Genomic DNA, 19,890 nt, shown 5'->3' on the forward strand with positions numbered 1-19,890 from the left:
ATGACAGCACTGGACAACAACCGCATCGTTGCCGTGATCGGCAGTGGCGCCATGGGCGCCGGTATCGCACAGGTGGCGGCAGCTGCCGGCTACCGCGTCAAGCTATACGACACGCGCCCCGAGGCCGTCAGCAAGGCTTTGCAGGACATCGGCAAAATATATGCGAAGCTGGCCGAAAAGGGCCGCATGACGGCGCAAGAAGCCCAGGACGCCAGCGCGCGCCTGCAGGCCGCCGCCAGCCTGGACGACGTCGCAGATGCAGCGCTGGTGGTCGAAGCCATCGTTGAAAACCTCGACGTCAAGCGCGCCTTGTTTGCCGACCTGGAAGGTTTGGTGGGTGATGACTGCATCCTGGCCACCAATACCTCGTCGATTTCCGTCACCGCGATTGCGGCCAAATTGCGCCGCCCGGAACGCCTGGTCGGCATGCACTTTTTTAACCCGGTGCCGCTGATGGCCCTGGTCGAAGTGGTGGCAGGCCTGGCCACCAGCGAGCAGGTCGCCGCCACCGTCTTTGACACCGCCATCGCCTGGGGCAAGATGCCGGTGCATGCAAAGTCGACGCCGGGCTTTATCGTCAACCGCGTGGCCCGTCCGTTCTACGCGGAAGGCTGGCGCCTGCTGAACGAACAGGCCGGCGCCGCCGCCACCATCGACGCGGTGCTGCGCGAAGCGGGCGGTTTCCGCATGGGGCCTTTCGAACTGATGGACCTGATCGGCCACGACGTGAACTTCTCCGTCACGCAGTCGGTATTCGGTGCCTATTTCAACGATCCGCGCTTTGCGCCGTCGGTGCTGCAGCAGGAAATGGTCAACGCGGGCTTTTTGGGCCGCAAGTCCGGCCGTGGCTTTTACCAGTATGGCGAAGGCGCCAGCGTGCCTGCGGCGCAGCAGGAAAGCCCACAGCCACGCCCCGAGGTGGTGGCCTTGTCCAGCGCTGTCGGCGGCGATGGCCGTGGGCATACGGGTGTTATCCACGCGCTGGTGCAGCGCCTGGAAGCGGCCGGCATCAATGTCACCAGCCGCGTCACGCTTGAAGGCCAGGTCAGCGATACGGCGCCGGCACTGCATTGCAATGGCGCCGCGATCTACCTGACGGATGGCCGCAGCGCCACCGGGCGCGCGCAGGACAACAACCATGCCGACACCGTGCTGTTTGATCTGGCGCTCGACTATGCGACAGCCACGCGCGTGGCGCTGGCGCGCGCCGACCAGTGCAGCGACGAAGCGTACACCGCCGTAGTCGGCCTGTTCCAGGCGGCCGGCTTTACCGTCACGCGCCTGGACGACGTGCCTGGCCTGGCCGTGATGCGCACCGTCGCCATGCTGGCCAACGAAGCGGCCGACGCCGTCAACCAGGGCGTGTGCACTGCCGCCGCCGTCGATATCGCCATGCAGAAGGGCGTCAACTATCCACGCGGGCCATTGGCCTGGGCCGATGCGGTTGGTGTCGCGCATGTCGTGACCGTCCTGAACAACCTTGCGCAAGGTTATGGCGAAGACCGCTACCGCGTCTCGCCGCTGCTGCGCCGCAAACTCGCCAATGGAGCCAGCTTTCATGCCGAATGAAGATCATCAAATGAGTGCCCAGGCATTGGCCGAAGCGGCCGCTGCCTCGATGCTGTCGCGCGACAGCGCCACGCAAGCGCTGGGAATCGCCTTGGATGAAGTGGGCCCTGGCCATGCGCGCATGAGCATGACCGTGCGCGCCGACATGCTCAACGGCCACCAGACCTGCCACGGCGGCTTTATCTTCGCCCTGGCCGACAGCGCCTTTGCGTTTGCCTGCAACAGCTACAACCTCAACACCGTGGGGGCAGGCTGCACCATCGATTACCTGGCGCCGGGCCGCGAAGGCGACGTGCTGACGGCCGACGCCGTCGAGCAGGCGCTGGCGGGAAAAAGCGGCGTCTACGACGTCCGGGTCAGCAACCAGCAAGGCCGGGCAATTGCGCTGTTTCGCGGCAAGTCGATCCGCGTGGCCGGTGAAGTGATACCAGAGCAGCATTGAACTGCCGGCACCGATCACAGAGTCATAAAACAATATCAGGAGACAATCATGGTTCAACGTACACCTTCCCCGAATGAGCTCGAACCGATCGAGCGCGCCAGCAAGGACGAGTTGCAAGCCTTGCAGCTTGAACGCATGCAGTGGACGCTCAGGCACGCCTATGACAACGTGCCCCATTACCGCGCCGCCTTTGATGCTGCGGGTGTGCACCCGGATGACCTGAAATCCCTGTCGGACCTCGCCAAATTTCCGTTCACCGATAAAAAGGTCTTGCGCGACAATTACCCGTTCGGCCTGTTTGCCGTACCGCGCGAGCAGGTGGTGCGCATCCACGCCTCGAGCGGCACCACCGGCAAGGCCACGGTGGTCGGCTACACGCAGAACGATATCGATACCTGGGCCAATGTGGTGGCGCGCTCGATCCGCGCCGGTGGTGGCCGCGCCGGCGACATGGTGCATATCTCGTATGGCTACGGCCTGTTTACGGGCGGCCTGGGCGCCCATTATGGCGCCGAGCGCCTCGGTTGCACGGTGATCCCGATGTCGGGCGGCCAGACGGAGAAACAGGTACAGCTGATCCAGGACTTCAAGCCGTCCATCATTATGGTCACGCCGTCATACATGCTCAACATCATCGAGGAATTCACGCGCCAGGGCCTGGACCCGGCTGACTCCTCGCTGAAGGTCGGCATCTTCGGCGCCGAGCCGTGGACCGACGCCATGCGCGCGGAAATCGAAGCGCGCGCCGGCATCGATGCGGTCGATATCTACGGCCTGTCGGAAGTGATGGGCCCTGGTGTGGCCTCCGAATGCATCGAGAGCAAGGACGGCCCGGTCATATGGGAAGACCATTTCTACCCCGAGATCATCGACCCAGATACTGGCGAAGTGCTGCCGGACGGCGAAGAGGGCGAACTGGTGTTTACCTCGCTCTCAAAAGAGGCGCTGCCCATCATCCGCTACCGCACGCGCGACCTGACCCGCCTGCTGCCGCCGACCTCGCGTTCGATGCGCCGCATCGGCAAGATCACGGGCCGCTCGGACGACATGCTGATTATCCGTGGCGTGAACGTGTTCCCGACGCAGATCGAAGAGCTGATTCTGAAGATGCCGAAGCTGGCGCCGCAGTACCAGTTGGTGGTCACGCGCGACGGCCACATGGACAAGCTGGAAGTGGTTGCCGAGCTGCGCATCGACGTGCATTCGACCATCTCTGCCAGCGAGACCGATGGCCTGGCGCGCGAGCTGGAACAGCGCATCAAGACGCATGTGGGCGTCTCCACCCGAGTGCGCCTGGTGGCCGCCGCCGGCATCGAACGCACGCTGACGGGCAAGGCCCGCCGCGTGGTTGACCAGCGCCCGAAGATTTTCTCCTGATAGCCAGAACAAGGAACCGAACATGAACGATGCTTTTATCTGTGATGCCGTACGCACCCCGTTTGGCCGCTACGGCGGCGCCCTGGCCAGCGTGCGCGCCGATGACCTGGGTGCGCTGCCGATCGCTGCGCTGATCGCGCGCAATCCGTCGGTCGACTGGTCTGCCATCGACGACGTATTTTATGGCTGCGCCAACCAGGCCGGCGAAGACAACCGCAATGTGGGGCGCATGGCCGCGCTGCTGGCCGGCCTGCCGGTCGATGTGCCGGCCAATACCATCAACCGCCTGTGCGGCTCCAGCCTCGACGCCGTGGGCCTGGCGGCCCGCTCGATCAAGGCCGGCGAAGCGCACCTGATCATCGCCGGCGGCGTGGAAAGCATGACGCGTGCGCCGTTCGTGATGGGCAAGGCCGACAGCGCGTTCTCGCGCGCGGCCAAAATCGAAGACACCACCCTGGGCTGGCGTTTCGTGAACAGCAAGATGAAAGCGCAATACGGCATCGACACCATGCCGGAAACGGCGGAAAACGTGGCGCTGGAGTTCGGCATCAGCCGCGCCGACCAGGATGCACTGGCCCTGCGCAGCCAGCAGCGCTGGGCGGCGGCGCATGCTGCCGGTGTGTTCGAGCGCGAGATCGTGCCGGTGGCCGTGCCGCAGAAAAAAGGCGATCCCAGGATGGTCACCAGCGACGAGCATCCGCGCCCCGATACCTCGCTCGAGATGCTGGCGAAACTCAAAGGGGTGGTCAGGCCTGACGGCACCGTTACGGCGGGCAATGCCTCGGGCCTGAACGACGGTGCCTGCGCGATTTTGCTGGCCTCCGGCGCCGCCGTCGACAAATATCAATTGAAGGCCCGCGCCAAAGTGCTGGGCATGGCGACCGCCGGCCTGGCGCCGCGCATTATGGGTTTCGGTCCATCGCCGGCCACGCGCAAGGTGCTGGCGCAGACTGGCTTGACCATCGAACAGATGGACGTGATCGAACTGAACGAAGCATTTGCCGCGCAGGCCTTGGCCGTCACGCGCGACCTGGGCCTGGACGACGACGCTGCGCACGTGAACCCAAATGGCGGCGCGATCGCCATCGGCCATCCGCTGGGCGCATCCGGTGCGCGCCTGGTAATGGCCGCCCTGAACCAGCTGGAGCGCACCGGTGGCCGCTATGCGCTGTGCACCATGTGCATCGGCGTGGGGCAGGGCATTGCTGTGGTAATCGAACGCATATAAAAAGCACGAAAAAAGGCGCAGGCACGACAAAAAAAGCGCCGACCAACATTGACCGTAGTGCCAACCTGGTGGAGACCACAATGATAGCCAATATTTTCAAGAAAACCCTGATCGCCGGCGTACTGGCCATGTCTGCCGTTGGCGCTTATGCGGCCGACAATATCAAGATCGGCTCCGTGCTGTCCGTCACGGGCCCGGCCGCCTTCCTGGGCGACCCGGAACTGAAAACCCTGCAGCTGTATATCGAGAAAATCAACGCGGCCGGCGGCGTATTGGGCCGCAAACTGGAACTGGTGCACTACGACGACGGCAGCGATGCGGCCAAGGCCAACGGCTTTACCAAGCGCCTGATCGAGTCCGACAAGGTCGACGTGCTGATCGGCGGCACCACCACCGGCGCGACCATGGCGATGGCGCCGCTGGTCGAGCGCGCCAGCTTGCCGTTTATCTCGCTGGCAGGCGCCGTGGTGGTGATCGACCCGGTGAAAAAATGGGTCTTCAAGACGCCGCATACCGACCGCATGGCAGCCGAGAAGGTATTCGAGGACATGAAGAAGCGCGGCATCACCAAGGTGGGCCTGCTGTCCGAAACCAGCGGCTTTGGTGCTTCGGGGCGCAAGGAGTCGCAGATCGTCGCCGCCAAATACGGCATCACGCTGGTGTCCGATGAAACCTACGGTCCGAAAGACACCGACATCACGGCCCAGCTCACGCGCATCAAGAACACTGCCGGCGTGCAGGCCGTGTTCGTGTTCGGCCTTGGCCAGGGCCCTGCCGTGGTTACCAAGAACTACGGCCAGCTGGGCATGACGGCGCTGCCGCTGTACCAGTCGCACGGCGTGGCGTCGGACGAGTATCTGAAGTTGTCGGGCAAGGCCGCCGAAGGCGTGCGCCTGCCGACGCCGGCCCTGCTGATCGGCGCCATGCTGCCGGACGCCGATGCACAAAAGGCCATCGTGGTCGGCTACGACAAGACCTACAAGGACCGCTACAAGATCGATCCGTCGACCTTTGGCGGCTATGCGCTGGACGCGCTGAACCTGTCGGTCGACGCTATCAAGCGCGCCGGCGGCACCGACCGCGAAAAAGTGCGCGCGGCGCTGGAGTCGACCAAGGGCTTCGTCGGCACCACCGGCGTATTCAATATGTCGGCCAAGGACCATATGGGCCTGGACCTGTCGGCTTTCCGCATGGTCGAAGTGAAGAACGGCGAATGGCAATTGTCGAAATAATGTAAGCCAGAAGTATCCACGCGGGCCGCTCTCGAGGGCGGTGCGCGCGCAGCCGAACATATTGGAGACACCATGGAAGTCGCACAATTTCTACAATTTCTGTATTCCGGGATGACGGTCGGTTCCGCCTACGCGCTGGCGGCGCTGGGCTTTACCATCATCTACAACACCAGCGGCGTGATCAATTTCGCGCAGGGTGAATTCATTATGCTGGGCGGCATGCTGGCCGCCGTGATGTCTGCCGCCGGCGTGCCACTGCCGCTGGCCATTTTCCTGGCCGTTGTCGCCACCGGCCTGGTCGGCCTCTTGATGGAAAAAACCGTGATCGAGCCGGCGCAGAACGCGCAGGTCATCACGCTGCTGATCATCACCATCGGCGCTTCCCTGGTGCTGCGCGGCCTGGTGCAGATCTGGCTGGGCAAGGACACGCATTCGCTGCCGGCGTTTTCCGGCGACGCGGCGATTCAATTCCTCGGCGCCAGCCTTTTGCCGCAAAGCCTGTGGGTGCTGGGCGTCACCGTCATCATCGTGCTGGTGCTGGGCTGGTTCTTTGGTCGCACCCTGATGGGCAAGGCCATGCTGGCCACTTCGCACAACAAACTGGCCGCGCAACTGGTCGGCATCAACACGCGCCGCGTGCTGCTGTTCTCGTTCGGCCTGTCGGCACTGCTGGGCGCCGCTGGCGGCATCCTGGTGGCGCCCATCACTTATACGTCTTACGACGCCGGCATCATGCTGGGCCTGAAAGGCTTTGTGGCGGCCGTGTTGGGCGGCCTCGGTGGCGGTGCAGGCGCGATTGCCGGTGGCCTGATCCTCGGCATTGCCGAAGCCATGACGGCCGGCTATATCTCGTCGGCTTATAAAGACGCCGTGCCGTTCGTGCTGATCCTGCTGATCCTGTTCTTTTTGCCGCAAGGCCTGTTCGGCGCTAAAAATTCGGAGCGTGTATGAGCAACTTCTTTACACGTTCACGCCATGGCGCCCTGCTGGTGCTGGCCTTGGTGCTGGCCATTTTGCCGCTGTTCCTCACCAATGCGTTTTACTATGACGTGGCGATCCGCATTGCCTTGAACGCCATCGTTGTCATCGGCCTGAACCTGCTGATGGGCTACACGGGCCAGATCAGCCTGGGCCACGCGGGTTTCTATGGCCTGGGAGCGTATGCCTCGGCCGTGCTGACGACCCACTACAACTGGCCACCGGTCGCCGCCCTGGGTGCCGGTGCGCTTGCCACCGGCCTGCTGGCGCTGCTGCTGGCCCGTCCGGTATTGAAGCTCAAGGGCCATACGCTGGCCATGGCCACGCTGGGACTGGGCATCATTATTTCCATCGTGATTAACAACGAGACCCAATGGACCGGTGGCCCGGACGGCATCGGCGTCTCCGCCTTCAGCGTGGCCGGTCTGGAAATCGCCGGCGAAAAATCATGGTATCTGGTCTGCGCCGTATTGCTGCTGCTGGTGACATGGCTGGCGCTGAACCTGATCGATTCGCCCGTTGGCCGCGCGCTGCAGGCGATCCATGGTTCGGAAGTGGCAGCGCGCGTGGCCGGTGTCGATACCACCCGCTTCAAGGTGCGCGTGTTCGTGCTGTCGGCTGTGATCGCCAGCATGGCCGGCAGCATCAGTGCCCATTACATCGGCTTTATCACGCCCAACCTGGCCGGCTTTTTCCACTCGATCGAGCTGGTGACGATGGTGGTGGTGGGCGGCATGGCGTCGGTGTTCGGCTCCATCATCGGCGCGGCGTTGCTGACGATTTTGCCGCAATTGCTTTCCGGTTTTGAAGGCTGGGAAACGGTGGTGTTCGGCGTGATACTGATGGCTACCATGATCTTTATGCCGAAGGGCTTGGTACCTAGTTTGGCCAGCCGTTCGCGCAAAAGAGCCGGGTTGCCTAGCGCGCCACCCAAACCACCGGCACAGGAGGCTTGAGATGCTGACGATTAACAACCTGAGCAAGAGCTTCGGCGGCGTGCACGCGGTGCAGGATGTCAGCTTTACCGTCAGGGAAGGCCATATCCACTCCGTGATCGGCCCGAACGGCGCCGGCAAGACCACCTTGTTCAACCTGATCACCGGTGTCTACACGCCGACCAGGGGCGAGATTTTGCTCAACGGCGAGAACGTGGCTGCCATGTCGCCCGATGCGCTGGCGCGGCGCGGCATGAGCCGCACTTTCCAGAATCTGCAGGTATGCATGAACATGACGGCGATCGACAATGTGATGGTCGGCGCGCACCTGCGCCTGAACCAGAACCTGTTCGCTTCCATGCTGCGTTTGCCGTCCGTGCGCCGCGCGGACGCCGCCTGCCGCGACGAGGCAGCGCAACTGATGGAATTCGTTGGTGTCGGCCGCCACCTGGACGATGAAGCAGGCCAGATGTCCTACGGTGCCTTGAAGCGCCTGGAGATTGCGCGCGCACTGGCGGCCAAGCCGAAAGTGCTGCTGCTCGATGAACCGGCCGCTGGTTTGAACCATACCGAAACGGGCGAGATCGAAACTTTGATCCGCAAGGTGGCGCAATCGGGCGTGACGGTGGTGCTGGTCGAACACGACATGAAACTGGTGATGAATCTGTCGGACCATATCCTGGTGCTTGATTATGGCAAGAAGCTGGCCGAAGGGACCGCCGCCGAAGTGCGCGCGAATCCCGACGTGGTGGCGGCGTATCTGGGAGTGGCGGCATGAGCGATCAATTGCAAACACCGCTGGTGCTCGATATCAAGGGACTCACCAGCCACTATGGCCGCATCCAGGCGCTGCACGGCATCGACCTGCAGGTACGCCAGGGCCAGCTGGTGGCGCTGGTGGGCGCCAATGGCGCCGGCAAGACCACCTTGCTGCGCGCAATTTCAGGCGTGCAGCCAATCAGCGACGGCACGATCACCTTTGCCGGCCAGGACATCAGCCGCAGCAGCGCCGACAAGCGCGTGCGTGCCGGCATCTGCCAGGTGCCGGAAGGCCGGCAGGTATTCGGCCCGATGACGGTGGAAGACAATCTGCGCCTGGGCGCCTTTACGCGCCCGCAGCAGGAAGTGGCCGGCGAGATCGAACGCATGTATGGCCTGTTCCCGATCTTGAAGGAAAAGCGCCTGCTGCTGGCCGGGACGCTCTCTGGCGGACAGCAGCAGATGCTGGCCATGGCGCGCGCGCTGATGGGCCGCCCGCAACTGCTGCTGCTGGACGAACCGAGCATGGGCCTGGCGCCGCTGTTGATCGCTGAAATTTTCCGCATCGTGGCCGAACTGCGCGACCGTGGTATCACGATTTTCCTGGTCGAGCAGAACGCCCACGCAGCGCTGTCGATTGCGGACGTGGGCTATGTGATCGAGACGGGCGCCATCACGCTGTCCGGGCCGGGTCCGGAATTGTTGCATAACGAGCAGGTGCAGAGCGCTTACCTGGGCATGTGAAAATCAGGGGTCAGACCCGTCGGGTCTGACCCCAGCTCTACGCTGCGTCTAGAAATAGCTTTCGCGGCATTTGTATTGGAGAGTGAGTATGGTCAAAGTCTACGAAATCAACGGCGTCACCCCCGTCGTCCACCCGTCCGCCTATGTGCACCCTAGCGCGGTGCTGATCGGCGACGTGATTGTCGGCCCGCGCTGCTATATCGGCCCGCTGGCCTCGATCCGTGGCGACTTCGGGCGCCTGATCCTGGAAGAGGGCGCCAACTTGCAGGATACCTGCGTCATGCACGGTTTTCCCGGCTGCGACACGGTGGTCGAAGTCGACGGCCATGTGGGCCACGGCGCCGTGCTGCATGGCTGCCGCATCGGCCGCAATGCGCTGGTCGGCATGAACGCGGTGGTGATGGACAACGCCGTGATCGGCGAAGAATCGATCGTTGCCGCCATGAGCTTCGTGAAAGCCGGCATGATCGTCGCGCCGCGCAGCATGGTAGTCGGCACGCCGGCGAAAATCATCCGCGCGCTGACCGACGATGAGATCAAATGGAAAACCTCGGGCACCAGCCAGTACCACGAACTGGCGGTGCGCTCCATGCATACCATGCGCGTAACCGAGGCGCTGACGGAAGTGGAAGCGAACCGCCAGCGCTTGAATTTTGAATCGGCGCTGCCGCTGCATCTGCACAAGAACGCGGCTGCCCGCTAACCCCTAACCCCTAACCCATTAAAGGCTGGGGTCAGACCCGGCGGGTCTGGCCCCGGTATGCAGTATTTACGTCTTATGGAGAACTCAATGGCTCACGTTTCAACTTTGCAAAGCCTGATCGCCGGCCGCTGGCTCGGTGGATCGGCCGCCGTGCCGCTGCACAGCGCCCTCAACAACAAGCTGATTTATCACACGCACGCCGAGAAGATCGATTTCGAGGAAGCCGTCACTTACGCCCGCAAGACCGGCGTACCGGGCCTGATGGCACTGGACTTCCAGCAGCGCGCCGCGCGCCTGAAAGCGCTGGCGCTGTACCTGGTCGAGCGCAAGGAAGAGTTGTATGTAATCTCGCACCTGTCGGGCGCCACGCGCGCCGACAGCTGGGTCGATATCGAAGGCGGCACCGGCACCCTGTTCGCCTACGCCAGCATGGGGAGCAACGAACTGCCGTCATCGAACGTGCTGCACGAAGGCCCGGCGATTGCGCTCGGTAAAAAAGGCGGTTTTGCCGGCACCCACATCCTGGTGCCGCGCGGCGGCCTGGCCGTGCATATCAACGCGTTCAACTTCCCGATCTGGGGCCTGCTGGAAAAGTTCGCGCCCAGCTTCCTGGCCGCCATGCCCTGCATCGCCAAGCCTGCCACCGCCACCAGCTACCTGACCGAAGCCGTGGTGCGCATGATGCATGAATCGGGCTTGCTGCCGGAAGGCAGCTTGCAACTGGTGATCGGCTCCACCGGCGACCTGCTGGACCGCCTGAACGGCCAGGATTTCGTCACGTTTACCGGCTCGGCAGCGACGGCCGCCAAGCTGCGCACCAACCCGAACCTGATTGCCAGCTCGGTGCCGTTCAATGGCGAAGCAGACTCGCTCAACTGCGCCATCCTGGCGCCGGACATCACGCCCGATGACGTCGAATTCGATCTGTTCGTCAAGGAAGTGGTACGCGAAATGACGGGCAAGTCGGGTCAGAAATGCACGGCGATCCGCCGCGTGATCGTGCCCGAGCATCTGCTCGACGCCGTCGGCACGCGCTTGCGCGAACGGCTGGCCAGGGTGGTGGTGGGCGACCCGTCCATCGAAGGCGTGCGGATGGGGGCGCTGGCCTCGAAAGAGCAGCAGAACGACGTGGCGGAACGCGTGGCCACGCTTTCGCAGGGCAACGAGGTGGTGTTTGGCGCGGCCGACGGTTTCCATCCGCTCGGCGATGGCGCTTCGGATGGCAGCTTCTTCTCGCCGACTCTGTTGATGTGCCGTGACGCCTTTGGCAACGATGCCGTGCATGACGTGGAAGCGTTCGGCCCCGTCAGCACCATGATGGGCTATCACGATATGGACGAAGCTTTGCTGCTTGCCGCGCGCGGCAAAGGTAGTTTAGTCAGCACGCTGGTCACGCGCGACGCAAAACTGGCGGCGCGCGTGGTGCCACTGGTGGCCGCCACCCATGGCCGCGTGCATATACTGGAACGCGAAGCGTCGGTCGATTCGACCGGCCACGGTTCACCCCTGCCGCAACTGAAACACGGCGGCCCTGGCCGCGCCGGCGGCGGTGAGGAACTGGGCGGCGTACGCGCCGTGCGCCACTATCTGCAGCGCGCGGCGGTACAGGGCTCGCCGACCATGCTGGCGGCTGTTACCGGTGAATACGTGCGTGGCGCCGCCGTCAACGAAAGCCCGATCCACCCGTTCCGCAAGCATTTCGAAGACCTGAAAACGGGCGACTCGCTGCTGACCCACCGCCGCACCGTCAGTGAAGCCGATATCGTCGCCTTCGGCGGCATCTCGGGCGACTTTTTCTATATGCACTTCGACGAAATCGCCGCGAAAGAATCACAGTTCGGCAAGCGCATCGCCCACGGCTACTTCGTGCTGTCGGCCGCTGCAGGCCTGTTCGTCTCGCCCGGCGTCGGCCCCGTGCTGGCCAACTACGGCCTCGACAACCTGCGCTTCGTGGCGCCGGTGGCCATTGGCGACACCATCCGTGCCCGCCTGACCTGCAAGCGCAAGGTCGACCGCAACCGCAAGGACGTGTTTGGCGTCGGCCAGGGCGTGGTGGCGTGGGACGTACAGGTGACCAACCAGAACGATGAACTGGTGGCCAGCTATGACATCCTCACACTGGTGTCGAAGCGCGAGTAAGTGTTACAAGCCCAGGCCGAAGGGGTTATCGATGCTGTGGGCCGGCTCGGTAAACCACTTCGGCCCGTCCTGCGTCATGTAAAAATGGTCTTCATGGCGAATGCCGAATTCACCGGGAATACAGATCATCGGTTCGTTTGAAAAGCACATGCCCACGTCGAGTGGCGTGGTATCGCTGCCGACCAGATAGGGCCATTCGTGGATATCGAGGCCGATGCCGTGGCCGGTGCGGTGCGGCAGGCCCGGCAGCTTGTAGCCGGGGCCAAAGCCGTCTGACGCCAAAGACACGCGCGCGGCGCGGTCGACGTCGCCGCACGGCACGCCCAGCCTGGCCGCTGAAAACGCCGCAGCCTGGGCTTTTTTCTCGCTGTTCCACACGCTGCGCTGGCGTTCGCTGATGGCGCCAAACACATAGGTGCGCGTGATGTCGGAGATATAGTTCATTACCTGGCAGCCTGTATCGATCAGCACCGTGTCGCCCGCCTTCAAGGTCTGCACATAGTTTACGCCATGCGGGTAGGCGGTCGCCTCGCCGAACAGCACGATGCAAAAGTAGGAACGCGGCGCGCCGACCTTGCGGTGCGCGCGGTTGATGAATTCTTCCACTTCGACCGTCGTGATCCCTTCATGCAGCATGCTGGCAGTGGCCACGTGCACGGCCAGGGTCATGTCCATCACGCGCTGCATCAGGGCGATTTCAGCGCTGGATTTGCGGCTGCGGCACCAGGCCGTGACGGCGCGCGCGTTTTCCAGTGCGTAACCGGGCGCCAGCGGCTTGATACCGTCGTAGATAAAGAAGGCGGCGCTTTCGCAGATGCCCACGCGTGGGGGTGCGGCTGCGTCCTGCTTGATCCCCATGCGCGCCAGCACGTCGACGAACAACTGGTAGGGGCTTTCATGCTCTTCCCAGCAGTTGACACGGCCTTCGATCTGCATAAAGCCTTGCAAGGTGCTTTCCTCGAACGCCGGCGCGATATATTCCACGCTGCCCGTGGCAGGCAGGATGGCGCCCACCATGCGTTCGCTGGCATACCATTTGGTACCGGTGAAATAGGTCAGGTTGGCGCCCGCATTGAGGTAGATGGCGGCGACGCCGTGCTCGCGCATATATGCCTGCGCGGTGGCGATGCGCTGCGCGTGTTCGTCCTTGCCGATGGCGGCCATGCCGGCCGTCATGTCCGACAGGGTAGCCAATGCTGCTTCGATTGATTTGCCGCCGATGCCGATGCCGACGTTGCTGACGCTGCTCATGCCTGCTCCAAGATGGGTTCTGAAGGCAGGCATGATAGCAGCCACCCCTGTGAACGGGGCGGCGCAGGAGTGCTTATTTTTCCAGCTGCGTGCGCACGCGCGCGATGGCTTCGCGCACCTGGCGCGGCGCGGTGCCGCCCACATGGTCGCGTGCGGCAACCGAGCCTTCCAGGGTCAGCACTTCAAACACATCTGCACCGGTCAATGGTGAAAACGCCTGCAACTGCTCGAGCGACAAATCGGCCAGGTCGCAGCCGGCGTCGACGCAGGCGCGCACGGCCAGCGCCACTGCTTCATGGGCATCGCGGAACGGCAGGCCCTTCTTGACCAGATAATCGGCAAGGTCGGTGGCGGTGGCGTAGCCTTGCAGGGCCGCCGCGCGCATCGCTTCCGGTTTGACGGTAATGCCGCCGGCCATGTCGGCGAAGATGCGCAGGGTGTCGATGACGGTGTCGACGGTGTCGAACAGCGGTTCCTTGTCTTCCTGGTTGTCCTTGTTGTAGGCCAGCGGCTGGCCTTTCATCAGGGTCAGCAGGCCGATCAGGTGGCCGTAGACGCGGCCGGTCTTGCCACGCGCCAGTTCCGGCACGTCCGGGTTTTTCTTTTGCGGCATGATCGACGAGCCGGTGCAGAAGCGGTCGGCGATGTCGATAAAACCGATGCGCGGGCTCATCCAGATCACCAGTTCTTCGGCCATGCGCGACACGTGCATCATCAGCACGGCCGAGGCGGCGCAGAACTCGATGGCGAAATCGCGGTCCGAAACGGCGTCCAGCGAGTTGTGGCAGACGTCGTCAAAGCCCAGCGTTTTCGCCACGCGCAGGCGGTCGATCGGGAAGGTGGTGCCGGCCAGCGCGGCCGCGCCCAGCGGCAAACGGTTGACGCGCTTGCGGGTATCCGCCATGCGCTCGGCGTCGCGGCCGAACATCTCGACGTAGGCCAGCATATGGTGGCCAAACGTGATCGGCTGGGCCACCTGCATGTGGGTAAAGCCCGGCATGATGGTGTCGGCATGCTGCTCGGCCAGGTCCGTCAGGGCGCTGCGCAGGGTGGCCAGCAGGGCGGTGATGTCATCGATGGCGGAGCGCACGTACAGGCGGATGTCGGTGGCGACCTGGTCGTTGCGCGAGCGGCCCGTGTGCAATCGCTTGCCGGCGTCGCCCACCAGTTCGGTCAGGCGTTTTTCAATATTCAGGTGGACGTCTTCCAGGTCCAGCAGCCATTCGAACTGGCCGGCGGCGATTTCCTGCGAAATTTGCGCCATGCCGCGGACGATTTCAGCGTAATCGGCCGCGCTGATGATGGCTTGCGCATGCAGCATTTCCGCATGGGCCAGCGAACCTTCGATATCGAACAGCGCCAGGCGCTTGTCGAAAAATACGGAGGCGGTATAGCGCTTGACGAGGTCCGAGACCGGTTCGGAAAACCGGGCCGACCAGGCTTCGCCCTTTTTGGAGAATTGATCAGTCATGAAAGAGGTCCTTTAGTGTATGGCGATTATAAACAAGGTTGGCCGACGTCAGGGCTTTTAGGCGGTCAGACGGCGTCGAGATGGCCTGGAATAGGGCTTGCGCGCATCAAAATGCGGTGGACAGGCGATTTTTCCGCTGTTTCTGCGTTTGGTCGGCGCTGTTTGTATTCTGTGCCGCGATTTGCGCGTCTGGTCGCAAGCCGATGGATGCGAGGATGCTGCCGACGTAAAGTTACATCATCGCAGCACACAACCACTACCCCAGGGACATGATCATGAACATCGCCAAATACATCGAAGTCATCGCCATCGCCATTATCGCCGTTGCCGCCGCCGCCAGCATGGCCACCGCTTCGGTGCCGAAAGCGCCCGTCGTTACCAGCGCCGATGCCGTCACTACCCACGTGGTCTATGTCAGCGCCAAGCGCCTGAGTGCCGCAGAAAAAGTCGCACCGTAAGCGTTCACGCAGCGTACTAGCGCATTTCCGCCAGCGCCCATCGCGCCTCGGCGGCTACTGCGGGATCCGTGTCGTTCAAAAGCTGGCGCAGCACGGGGATGGCGGCGCTGGCCTGCAAATCGCCAAGTGCATGCGCGACGCGGGCGCGCACCGTGGCCTGCGGGTCACCCAGCATGGCGATCATTGGCGCCAGCCAGCGTGTTTCTTCCATGTCGCCCAGGGCGCCGGCCGCTTCGGCGCGCACCGATGCATAGGGGTCGGCCAGCATCGCCGCCACCGCAGGCGCCGTTTCAGGAAAACGCATCTCCCCCAGGGCCCAGACGGCAAGCTGGCGCACCACGGGTGTATCAACGCGCAGCAGCTGCAACAATGGCGGAATGGCGGCACGCTGGCGAAACGACTCCGCTTGCGCCGCATGGCGCAGCGAAAAATCCCCGGTGCGCATGGCGGCTGCCAGCTGGGTAAAGTTCGGGTTGTCCAGCGCTTCGAGTGCGCGGATCGATTCCGGCCGTGTGCCATCGATGGGCAGCATGCTGTCGGGCCATAGCACCTGTTCGCCGCGCAGCTGCAGGCTGCCGATGGCGCACAGCAGCAGCAAGGTGGCCATTGCGCCGCTCCACCATTGACTTGCCGTGACCCGCCCGCGCGAGCGCCGCACTTCAAGCAGTGCCGCGATGCGCGCGCGCAGCATGGCGCCACGGCTGGCAATGCGGTTGCCCAGGGTATCGGCCACGGCACCGCCGAAAGCCTGGCGTGAGACCGTCAGCAGGGTGTGGGCATAGTGAGACGGCGTGGCGCCAACGGCCAGCACGGCATCGTCGGCGGCGCATTCGGTATCGTGTTCCAGCGTGCGCAGCAGCGCATACATCAGCGGGTGCCACCAGTACAGCGCCAGCAGCACGCGCGCCAGGATCAGCATCAACCAGTCATGCGCACGGATATGCGCCAGTTCGTGGGCCAGCACGACGTCCGGGTCGGCGCTGTCGATGCTGTGCCGGTCCAGCACGATGACGGGATGTCGCCAGCCCCAGCTGTAGGGAGACGAGGCAGCCTCCGACATCAGCATGGTGACCGGGCAGCGCAGCCCGAGGGGCCGACGCAGTTTTGCCAGCGCGGTGTTCCATGCGGGCGCGTCGACTGCTTGCGCGGCAGCGGCGGTCCGGCGCAATTGCAAGAGGTTCAGCGCCAGGCGCAGCAGATGGCACAGCACGCCGATGGCATACACTGCCAGCAGCCAGCGTCCAAGGCTGGCGGCGCGCGAGGGCAGGGCGATGGCGTCCACCAGCACGGGCACGTCGGCCGTTGTCACGCTGGCGGGAATGGCCAGCGGCGGGTCCAGCAGGGCCGAGACGGACAACGGCATGGGCAGCGGCAGCGGTGGCAGCGACAGCCAGAACAAGGGCATCAGCAGCAGCGCCAGCAGGCCGCAGCGGGCGGCAAACACGCGGCGCGCGGCCGATGCCTGTAGCAGCAATCTCAGCAGGCACAGCAGCAGCAAGACCGTCACGCCATGCTTGAGCAAAAGCTGGGCGAGATCGGTCCCCGCCATTACCTGCCTTCCTTGCGCGCCTTTGCAATCATCGCTTCAAGATCGTCGAGTTCTTTCGAACTGAGTTTGCCCGACATGCCCAGCAAGGCTGTAGCGGCGCTGGCCTTGGAATTGTTAAAGAATGTGCCGACCAGTTTTTTCAGCGCTGATTCGCGCACCTGCGCCTGCGGCGCCACGGCGCTGTACAGATAACGCTGGCCATCGACCCGATGCTGCAGCAGGCCTTTCGCTTCGAGGCGCCCCAGCATGGCGCGCACCGCCGAATTGCTCAGGTCCTGGCCCAGCGCTTCCTGCACCTGCGCCGCAGTGGCTTCCTGCAGCTGGTACACGCACTCGGCCACCTGGCGCTCGCGCGGCGCCAGGTCTTCCAGTCCGTGCGTTTCATCGATGCTGCCTGGTGATGGGGCTTTTTTCATGGTTGTTTCAGTGCTTGTTCTGCCAGTAAAAGATGCTGGCGGTAGCCGGCCAGCGTCTGCTCGCGCGCGTCGCCGGCCTGTGCCAGCGCCAGCGCCCGTTCGAACCGGGGCTTGGCCTGTGCCGGTCGTCCCAGCGCCAGCAAGACTTCGCCATGGCTGTCTGCGGCATTGTGCGATTGCGGGTACGCCTCGCTATTGTACGCCAGCACCAGGGCCGCCAAGGCCGGCTGCCTGGCTTTGCCCAGCAGATCAAAACCGAGGGTATTGATCTCGGCTTCGTTCAGCTGGCTCTGTTTCAGGGCCGCCGTGACGCGGCTGGCCGCGGCATCGTCCTGCTGCTTGCCCAGCAAGGCGGCGCCCTGTTCCAGTTCTCCCATCAATGCCTGCCGGGCTTTTGCCTTGGCCAGGCGCGCCGCATCCTGTGCGGCCAGTGTGAGCACCTGGTCGATCGCAGCGGTGACCAGCGCCGGCTCCTGCATCTGGATGCCATGGCCACTGCTGGACGTGAAGACGTGCGCACCGTTGGAGAACTGGCTGATGAAGGCCGCATGGCGCTGGCGCTTGATCTTGATGACCTCCGGGGTTTCCTGGAAAAAGTCGGAACCCTTCCGCGCCTGCACGGAGGTGATCAGTACCGCCGGCACGTCGGGCAGCGCCGGCATGGCCGGCAATTTGCCGGCGTCGAGGATGGCCTGGATGGTTTGCAGTTCGCCCTGCCATTTGGGCGGGATGCTCGACGCGAGCATCTGCTGGTCCTGCCGTACGCGCGCCGCATCGACACCCTTCAGCACGGCTTCCAGGCCTTCATCGGCTGGATCGACGAACACCAGGCCGGCGACCTGCTGCGGATGGGTGGCGGCGAAATGGCGGATCAGGAAGCCGCCGTAGGAGTGGCCAACCAGTATCAAGGGGCCTTGCACCTTGCGCGCCTCTAGCACGGCAGCCAGTTCGGCTGCGCTTTGCTCCATTGTCAGCGGCGACGTGCGTGCCGGCGACTTGCCGTATCCGGCACGGGAGTAGATCAGTATTACCGCTTTTTTTGCCACTTCCGGCGCGACCTTGCGCCATACCGACTGGTCGCTGGCAAAACCTGCTTCGAACACGACCGTATAAGGCCCCTGACCCGCCTGCGTCACTTGCAACTGGTGCTGGCCTACCTTGACCATGCCATCAAAATCGGCGGCGGCCGTGGCCGGGTGCGTAAAGGCGGAGGCGGACAGCAGGGCGGCCAGTGTCCAGTTGCGTGCGATTGACAGCATGTGTTTTCCTTGTGGGTTGATTTGGCTACATTTGTAGCATGTCACATTTGTAGCAGGCTTGGCAAGGAATATAAAAATATCGCTGCAAGCTGTCATGACACCCTTGCGCCCGGCCCGTCAAACCTTCCGATGGCCGCTGCCGCGTTCCTGAGGTGCGGGTTGCAGCACGAATATCGTGTATGCTTTACAGACTGAAAATCTGTACACAAAAACAAGATATCCAACCTTGCTGCTTCCTTTCCTTCAGGTCGCCATGAATATAGCAAAATTTATCACTGAAAACATGGAACCCATACTCGTCGAATGGGAAGCGTTTGCGACCACCTTCGGCGCCGTGGCGGACAAAATGTCTGGCCGGGAGTTGCGCGATCATGCCAAGCAGATATTGCAGTTCGTCGCTCAAAATATCCAGACGGCCGAAACCAAAGAGCAAACCCATGCCAAATCGCAAGGCATGGCCAAAACCTCCGTGAACGAGGAGAGCGCCTCGTCCATCCATGGCCGCTTGCGTTATGCGAGCGGCTTTACGCTGCTGCAGCTCATCGCGGAATACCGCGCCTTGCGTGCCAGCGTATTGAAATTGTGGGAAGTCGCCTGCGGGGAAGTGTCGGCCGACAGTGCCAAAGACGTGATGCGATTTAATGAAGCGATCGACCAGTCGCTGGCCGAGGCAGCCGTTGCCTATGCGGAAAAGGTCAACCATACCCGCGACATTTTTCTTGCCATGCTCGGACATGATTTGCGCAGCCCGCTGGCCGTGGTCGCCATGGCTGGTGCCCACCTGTCAAAAGTGGGCGCCTTTGACGAAAAAGTGCACCGTATCGGCGAGCGTGTCGGGCGTAGTGCTGCCACCATGGACGGCATGGTCAACGATCTGCTCGCGCTGGCGCGCACACAACTTGGTGATGGCATTCCGATCGAGCGCACGCCGTGCGACTTGTGCGAAATGGCCAGTGTCGCGCTTGGCGATGCACAAGCGGTCCATCCGCATGCCATCTTCGAATTGCGCACAGAGGGTGAATTGACTGGCGCGTTCGATCGGCCCCGGCTCCAGCAACTGCTGACCAACCTGGCCAATAACGCGGCCCAGTATGGAACGCCGGGCAGACCCATCGTCGTTGATGTCGCTGGCAACAGCGACCGCATCGTGTTCAAGGTCAGCAACGAAGGTCCGGCCATTTCCAGTGCTTCATTGAAGACCATGTTCGACTCCCTGGTGCAATTGCCCGAACAGGAGGGCAATACCCGACCTCGCAGCAGCCTCGGTTTGGGATTGTTCATTGCCAAGCAAATCGCCGTCGCGCATGGTGGCGATATCAGTGTGCAGTCCGATGCGATGCACGGCACGGTGTTCAAGGTCGGGATACCACGGTAACAATA

Annotated in this window: 18 protein-coding genes; 13 read left to right on the top strand and 5 right to left on the bottom strand. The window is 63.2% G+C overall.

Translation table 11 applies throughout. The features are described 5' to 3' along the window. From paaH to paaZ, 11 genes are all read left to right on the top strand, one after another. Positions 1–1,569 (top strand): 3-hydroxyacyl-CoA dehydrogenase PaaH, encoded by a 1,569-nt coding sequence (paaH, locus tag ACQ4WM_RS13500; RefSeq protein WP_436547182.1) that lies wholly within the window; start codon positions 1–3, stop codon positions 1,567–1,569. Next, a complete protein-coding gene (gene paaI, locus ACQ4WM_RS13505) occupies positions 1,559–2,011 on the top strand; it encodes a hydroxyphenylacetyl-CoA thioesterase PaaI (RefSeq protein ID WP_436547183.1) in 453 nt (150 codons plus the stop codon). The genes paaH and paaI overlap by 11 nt, the downstream gene beginning before the upstream one ends. A 48-nt stretch (positions 2,012–2,059) precedes the next feature. Continuing rightward, complete coding sequence (gene paaK / locus ACQ4WM_RS13510; RefSeq protein WP_436547184.1) at positions 2,060–3,388, top strand: phenylacetate--CoA ligase PaaK; 1,329 nt, start codon at positions 2,060–2,062, stop codon at positions 3,386–3,388. Positions 3,389–3,410: 22 nt separating this feature from the next. Further along, the gene (gene pcaF, locus ACQ4WM_RS13515; protein WP_436547185.1) at positions 3,411–4,616 is read left to right on the top strand and encodes a 3-oxoadipyl-CoA thiolase; all 1,206 of its coding nucleotides are present in this window, start codon (positions 3,411–3,413) and stop codon (positions 4,614–4,616) included. An 80-nt stretch (positions 4,617–4,696) separates the two neighbouring features. After that, positions 4,697–5,848, top strand: a complete 1,152-nt coding sequence (locus ACQ4WM_RS13520) for an ABC transporter substrate-binding protein (RefSeq protein ID WP_436547186.1) — start codon at positions 4,697–4,699, stop codon at positions 5,846–5,848. A gap of 72 nt (positions 5,849–5,920) precedes the next feature. Continuing rightward, positions 5,921–6,799: a branched-chain amino acid ABC transporter permease gene (locus tag ACQ4WM_RS13525; protein ID WP_436547187.1), complete on the top strand. Its 879-nt coding sequence runs from the start codon at positions 5,921–5,923 to the stop codon at positions 6,797–6,799. Continuing rightward, positions 6,796–7,782 (top strand): branched-chain amino acid ABC transporter permease, encoded by a 987-nt coding sequence (locus ACQ4WM_RS13530; RefSeq protein ID WP_436547188.1) that lies wholly within the window; start codon positions 6,796–6,798, stop codon positions 7,780–7,782. Before ACQ4WM_RS13525 ends, ACQ4WM_RS13530 begins: the two co-directional genes overlap by 4 nt. Position 7,783: 1 nt before the next feature. Continuing rightward, positions 7,784–8,539, top strand: a complete 756-nt coding sequence (locus ACQ4WM_RS13535; RefSeq protein ID WP_436547189.1) for an ABC transporter ATP-binding protein — start codon at positions 7,784–7,786, stop codon at positions 8,537–8,539. After that, positions 8,536–9,264 carry an ABC transporter ATP-binding protein gene (locus ACQ4WM_RS13540; RefSeq protein WP_436547190.1) on the top strand — a complete coding sequence of 243 codons (729 nt, stop codon included), beginning with the start codon at positions 8,536–8,538 and terminating at the stop codon, positions 9,262–9,264. Before ACQ4WM_RS13535 ends, ACQ4WM_RS13540 begins: the two co-directional genes overlap by 4 nt. An 88-nt stretch (positions 9,265–9,352) precedes the next feature. After that, positions 9,353–9,967 carry a phenylacetic acid degradation protein PaaY gene (paaY, locus tag ACQ4WM_RS13545; RefSeq protein ID WP_436547191.1) on the top strand — a complete coding sequence of 205 codons (615 nt, stop codon included), beginning with the start codon at positions 9,353–9,355 and terminating at the stop codon, positions 9,965–9,967. Positions 9,968–10,054: 87 nt separating this feature from the next. Beyond that, positions 10,055–12,106 (top strand): phenylacetic acid degradation bifunctional protein PaaZ, encoded by a 2,052-nt coding sequence (paaZ, locus tag ACQ4WM_RS13550; protein ID WP_436547192.1) that lies wholly within the window; start codon positions 10,055–10,057, stop codon positions 12,104–12,106. A gap of 3 nt (positions 12,107–12,109) precedes the next feature. Here the strand turns inward: paaZ and ACQ4WM_RS13555 are convergent, their stop codons facing one another. Together ACQ4WM_RS13555 and argH are read right to left on the bottom strand one after the other, a co-directional pair. Next, the gene (locus ACQ4WM_RS13555) at positions 12,110–13,357 is read right to left on the bottom strand and encodes a M24 family metallopeptidase (protein ID WP_436547193.1); all 1,248 of its coding nucleotides are present in this window, start codon (positions 13,355–13,357) and stop codon (positions 12,110–12,112) included. Positions 13,358–13,430: 73 nt separating this feature from the next. Then, a complete protein-coding gene (argH, locus tag ACQ4WM_RS13560; RefSeq protein WP_436547194.1) occupies positions 13,431–14,828 on the bottom strand; it encodes an argininosuccinate lyase in 1,398 nt (465 codons plus the stop codon). A gap of 275 nt (positions 14,829–15,103) precedes the next feature. Here argH and ACQ4WM_RS13565 point away from each other — a divergent pair, with 275 nt between their 5' ends. Continuing rightward, on the top strand, positions 15,104–15,286 hold the full coding sequence (locus ACQ4WM_RS13565) for a hypothetical protein (protein ID WP_436547195.1): 183 nt from the start codon (positions 15,104–15,106) through the stop codon (positions 15,284–15,286). A 16-nt stretch (positions 15,287–15,302) separates the two neighbouring features. Here ACQ4WM_RS13565 and ACQ4WM_RS13570 read toward each other — a convergent pair whose 3' ends face one another. The 3 genes from ACQ4WM_RS13570 to ACQ4WM_RS13580 are packed head-to-tail and all read right to left on the bottom strand — an operon-like array spanning position 15,303 to position 18,510. After that, positions 15,303–16,835 carry a M56 family metallopeptidase gene (locus tag ACQ4WM_RS13570; protein ID WP_436547196.1) on the bottom strand — a complete coding sequence of 511 codons (1,533 nt, stop codon included), beginning with the start codon at positions 16,833–16,835 and terminating at the stop codon, positions 15,303–15,305. Further along, positions 16,835–17,251: a BlaI/MecI/CopY family transcriptional regulator gene (locus ACQ4WM_RS13575; RefSeq protein ID WP_436547197.1), complete on the bottom strand. Its 417-nt coding sequence runs from the start codon at positions 17,249–17,251 to the stop codon at positions 16,835–16,837. Before ACQ4WM_RS13575 ends, ACQ4WM_RS13570 begins: the two co-directional genes overlap by 1 nt. After that, positions 17,248–18,510, bottom strand: a complete 1,263-nt coding sequence (locus ACQ4WM_RS13580; protein ID WP_436547198.1) for an alpha/beta fold hydrolase — start codon at positions 18,508–18,510, stop codon at positions 17,248–17,250. The genes ACQ4WM_RS13575 and ACQ4WM_RS13580 overlap by 4 nt, the downstream gene beginning before the upstream one ends. 226 nt (positions 18,511–18,736) lie before the next feature. On the opposite strand from ACQ4WM_RS13580, the gene ACQ4WM_RS13585 reads away from it, so the two are divergent. Beyond that, positions 18,737–19,885 carry an ATP-binding protein gene (locus ACQ4WM_RS13585; RefSeq protein ID WP_436547199.1) on the top strand — a complete coding sequence of 383 codons (1,149 nt, stop codon included), beginning with the start codon at positions 18,737–18,739 and terminating at the stop codon, positions 19,883–19,885. The last annotated feature ends 5 nt before the right edge of the window (positions 19,886–19,890 follow it).

Origin of the sequence: Janthinobacterium longum, from assembly GCF_051380735.1 — a bacterium.
Lineage (GTDB): Bacteria > Pseudomonadota > Gammaproteobacteria > Burkholderiales > Burkholderiaceae_D > Janthinobacterium.